We start from the raw sequence: 4,337 nt of genomic DNA, 5'->3' as shown, positions 1-4,337 counted from the left end.
GGGTGACCGGGGCCGGTCTCCGCGGCAAGGGGCGCTCTTCGCCGCCGGGGCGGTGGCGCTCGCCGCCGTCCGGTCCGTTGCGGCCTTCCTTGCGGCTTTCGAGCAGGCGGCGCTGGTCGGCGTCCAACACCGCGTAGAGGCGGTGGGCGGTGGCCAGCCGGCCCTGCTGCTGGGTGGCCTCGGCCTTGGCCAGCGCTTCGGTGAGGCTGCGCACTCTGGCTTCGTCGTAATTGACGACCAGGTCGGCCTCGCGCAGGGCCTCATGCGCTGCGCGTACCGCCTTGGCCTGCTTGCGCGCCTGCGGCGCCTGCTGATGCAGGATCTCGAAGATGCGGTCGCGCTGTTCCTCGCTCAGCTCCAGGCCGCGCAGGAAGGGAGGCGGCGGGGCCTCCATCTCGCCCCAGGCCGGGCCGGGGCCGTCGAAGCCGGAGCCGGGGCCGCCCGGATGGCCGTGGAAGGCTGGTGGCGGGAGTGGGGCGCAATCCCTCTCTGTCTGCGGCTGCGGAGCGCCTATGGGTTCGGCCTGGCTGGCGAGGGAGACGCCGAACAGGCTGGCGAGCAAGGCGAGGCGCAGCGCCTTGGCAGCGCCGGAAAGCGGGCGGGAGGCGGGTCGTGACATGGAAGACTCCGTGCGGTGGATGCGGCGCAGGCGGCGCCGGAACGGAGCGAACTATGCGCGGCGGGGGTGTTAACCGCGGTAGAGGCGGGTAAAGCTGGGTAAAGAGTCGGTGTCCGCGCTTGTACTCGAGGTGCCGCGGACTATCATCCGGCTCCGGAACAAGCCCGTGACAGCCCCGCCTATGCCCTCAGATCCCCGAGTCCTGCTGGTCGACGACGATGTCGAACTCAGCCGCATGCTGATGGAGTACATGGGCGGCGAGGGCTTCGATGTGCACGCGGTGCATGACGGCGAGGCCGGCGTCGGCCAGGCCCTGTCCGGCAGCTACGACCTCATCGTGGTGGATGTGATGATGCCGCGGCTGAACGGGGTGGAGGTGCTGCGCCGCATCCGCGCCCGCAGCAGCCTGCCGGTGCTGATGTTGACTGCCAAGGGCGACGACATCGACCGCGTCGTCGGCCTGGAACTGGGCGCTGACGACTACGTGCCCAAACCCTGTTCGCCGCGCGAACTGGTGGCGCGGGTGCGCGCCATCCTGCGCCGTACCCAGCGCGAGCCGGGCGGCGAAGAGCTCAACTCGCCGCTGGAAGTGGCGCCGCTGGTGCTGTGGCCGCAGAAGCGCTCGGTGGAGTGGGACGGCACGCCGCTGGCCCTCACCAGCACCGAGTTCAACCTGCTGGAGGTGCTGGTGCGCCACGCCGGGCGGGTGGTGAGCAAGGGCGACCTCTCCGAACAGGGCCTGGGCCGGCCGCTGGCGCGCTACGACCGCAGCATCGATGTGCACCTCTCCAGCCTGCGCCACAAGCTGGGCCGCTACGCCGACGGGCGCTCGCCGATAGAGACGGTGCGCGGCATCGGCTACCAGTACCTGAGGGAGTGAGCGGTGGGCCGCCTGTTCTGGAAATTTTTCTTCGCCTACTGGCTGGCACTGGTGAGCGCCGCGGTGGCGGTGGGAATAGGCGTATCCCTGCACCAGCGCGGCGAGAGCGCGCGCGCGCCGCTGGTGGACCCCCGCGCCCGCTTCGCGGTCGAGGCCGCTGCCGGCCTGCTGCGCAGCGCCGGGCCGGCGGTGCTGGCGGATGTGCTGCGGGAATGGCGGCTGGAAGGGCCGGAGGGCCTGCTGGCGGTGGATGATGCCGGCCGGGAGCTGCTGGCGCGGCCGGTGCCGGGCCCGGTGCTGGCACGCGCCCGCCGCGCGGTGGCGACGTCTGCCACGCATGAAGCGGTGCGCGAGGTGAGCCTGGCCGGTGGCGGCCGTTACCTGTTGTTCATGGCAGCCGCGCCGGAGCCGCCACCCCCTCCGCCGCCGCCGCTGCATGCCCCCAGCCGGGCCTTGCCGATTGCCGCCGGCCTGATCGCCAGCCTGGCCTTCAGCGCCTGTCTCGCCTGGTATCTGGCGAAGCCGATACGCAACCTGCGCTGGGCTTTCGAGGCCACCGCCGCCGGCCGCCTGGAAACCCGGGTGCAGCCGCTGATGGGCAGCCGCCGCGACGAAATCGCCGACCTCGGCCGCGATTTCGACCGCATGGCCGCCCGCCTGCAGAGCCTGATGGCAGCCCAGCGCCGCCTGCTGCACGACGTTTCCCATGAGCTGCGCTCGCCGCTGGCCCGGCTGCAGGTGGCCATCGGCCTGGCGCGCCAGCGGCCGGACAGCGTCGGCGCCTCGCTGGAGCGCATAGAGCGCGAGGCTGGTCGGGTGGACGAGCTGGTCGGTGAGCTGCTGACGCTGTCGCGGCTGGATGCCGGCATGGGCGAACAGCTGCCGCCGGAAACGGTGGATCTGGTGGAGATGGTGGCGGAGATCGCCGAGGATGCCGGCTTCGAGGCCCGCAACAGCGGCCGCCAGCTGACGCTGTCCGCCACTGGCGAGGCGCTGTGCCGGGCGCAGGCGGCGCTGCTCTACCGCGCCTTCGAGAACGTCATCCGCAACGGGGTGAAGTACACCGCCGAGGGTTCGACGGTGGAGGTGGAGGCCGGTCCGGGTGCCGACGGCTGCTTCCGCCTGCAGGTGGCCGACCGCGGCCCCGGCGTGGCAGCGGCGGATCTGGAGGCCATCTTCGAGCCCTTCTACCGCGGCGGCAGCAACGGCGTGGTTGGCTTCGGCCTCGGGCTGGCGATCGCCCGCGGCGCGGTGCAGCTGCATGGCGGCAGCATAAGCGCGGCGGCGCGCGAGGGCGGCGGCCTCAGGGTGGAGATACTGCTGCCGCTGCAGGCATAGCGCGGCCGGCTTGGATGGCCGCCTTCCGCGCCCCGGCCGTCGGGGCGGGCGGCTTACTTCAGGTTGGCGCCATTGAACAGCACTACCTGGTCGGCGACGAAGTTCACCGTGACGTGGCGGTTTTCGTCGCCCCAGGTGCAGGTCTTCACCGTCAGCAGATCGCTGCAGCCGGACGGATCACCGAATAGCGCCTTCACCTCGGTGTAGCTCATGCCGATCTTGAGCCGCTCGTAGTTCGCCGCGGTGAGCTTGGTGCAGCCGCCCAGCAGCAGGGCAAGGGCGGCAAGGGCGGTGATCGACAGGGTCTGGCGGCTGGGGCGCATGGGCGGCTCCGGGGGAACGGGGGAGGCGGCGATTATCGGTGGAAAGCGGGGTGAAGTGATTTGGGGTTTGCCCTGCTGACGCCGGTGTTGCGCAGATGGGTTTCCCGTGCCGCCGGTGCGGCCGTAAGGCTTCTCCCCTCGCCGGAGAAAAGAGGCGGTGGCCCGACGGCGCGTCAAGGGCGGCTTGAGCCTCGCTCGCTGTCCCGCCAGCAAGGGAGGAGCAAGCACGGCAGATCCCCCTAACGCTGCGGCAGTGGAATGCGTTCCTTGTCATCGTCGGGAATGCTGCCGAAGCGCTCCTCGGCCCAGTCGGCCTTGGCCTGCTCCAGGCGCTCCTTGCTGCTGGAGACAAAGTTCCACCAGATGTAGCGCGGGCCGTCCAGCGGCGCGCCGCCCACCAGCACCGCCCGGGTGCCCAGGGAGGCTTCCACCCGTACTTCCTCACCGGGCGCGAGGAGAGCGAGGTGGCGGGGCGTCACCGGTTTGCCGTCCACGTTCACCTGGCCGGCGATGACGTAGAGAGCGCGCTCCGCATGTTCCTCCGGCACCGTCCAGTGGCCGTCCTGTTCCCAGCGCAGATCCATGTAGATCATCGGCGAACTGACCTCCACCGGCGACTGCCGGCCGCAGCTGCTGCCGGCCATCAGCCGCAGCCGCACAGCGTCTTCCTGCCAGCAGGGCAGACTGTCGGCGGCGTGGTGGTGGAAGGCGGGTGGGCATTCCTCCGCTTCGCGCGGCAGCGCCACCCACAGCTGCAGGCCGTGGCTGCGCCAGGCTTTGCCACGGTTCTCGTCGGTGGTGCGCTCCGAATGGACGATGCCGCGGCCGGCGGTCATCCAGTTGATGTCGCCGGGCCGGATGCGCTGCACCGAGCCGAGGCTGTCCCTGTGCATCATCTCGCCCTCGAACAGATAGGTGACGGTGGCGAGGCCGATATGCGGATGGGGGCGCACGTCGATGTTCTGGCCGGCGTCGATGTCGGTGGGACCGAAATGGTCGAAGAACACGAAGGGGCCGACATAGCGCTGCGGATGGCCCGGCAGCAGCCGGCGGACGATGAAGCCGCCCCCCAGTTCTTTCTCGTGGCCGGCATAGACATAGGGAACCTTGGGGCTGGAAACGGGCTTCGGGCTGGACATCGGCGGGGCTCCGGCGGAAAGGGGGAAAGGGAAAAGGG

At 70.7% G+C, this 4,337-nt stretch carries 5 protein-coding genes; 2 read left to right on the top strand and 3 right to left on the bottom strand.

All coding sequences use genetic code 11. The features are described 5' to 3' along the window. Positions 1-619, bottom strand: a 619-nt coding sequence (locus tag GRF61_RS23440) for a Spy/CpxP family protein refolding chaperone (RefSeq protein ID WP_169153026.1), incomplete at its 3' end; no start/stop codon positions are given. A 166-nt stretch (positions 620-785) separates the two neighbouring features. Here GRF61_RS23440 and GRF61_RS23435 point away from each other — a divergent pair. Both GRF61_RS23435 and GRF61_RS23430 read left to right on the top strand, forming a co-directional pair. After that, positions 786-1,499 (top strand): response regulator transcription factor, encoded by a 714-nt coding sequence (locus tag GRF61_RS23435; protein ID WP_348982471.1) that lies wholly within the window; start codon positions 786-788, stop codon positions 1,497-1,499. Between the two features lie 3 nt (positions 1,500-1,502). Then, positions 1,503-2,837, top strand: a complete 1,335-nt coding sequence (locus GRF61_RS23430) for an ATP-binding protein (protein WP_169153025.1) — start codon at positions 1,503-1,505, stop codon at positions 2,835-2,837. 53 nt (positions 2,838-2,890) lie between these two features. Here the strand turns inward: GRF61_RS23430 and GRF61_RS23425 are convergent, their stop codons facing one another. Both GRF61_RS23425 and GRF61_RS23420 read right to left on the bottom strand, forming a co-directional pair. Beyond that, a complete protein-coding gene (locus GRF61_RS23425) occupies positions 2,891-3,160 on the bottom strand; it encodes a hypothetical protein (protein ID WP_169153024.1) in 270 nt (89 codons plus the stop codon). A gap of 239 nt (positions 3,161-3,399) precedes the next feature. After that, entirely contained in the window at positions 3,400-4,299 is a 900-nt protein-coding gene (locus GRF61_RS23420; protein ID WP_169153023.1) for a pirin family protein, read from the bottom strand. Positions 4,300-4,337 lie beyond the last annotated feature (38 nt).

The organism is Azoarcus sp. TTM-91 (genome assembly GCF_012911025.1).
In the GTDB taxonomy this organism is placed as follows: Bacteria; Pseudomonadota; Gammaproteobacteria; order Burkholderiales; family Rhodocyclaceae; genus Azoarcus.
The sequence above is the reverse complement of the archived record's forward strand: the minus strand, read 5'-3'. Positions and strand labels throughout refer to the sequence as shown.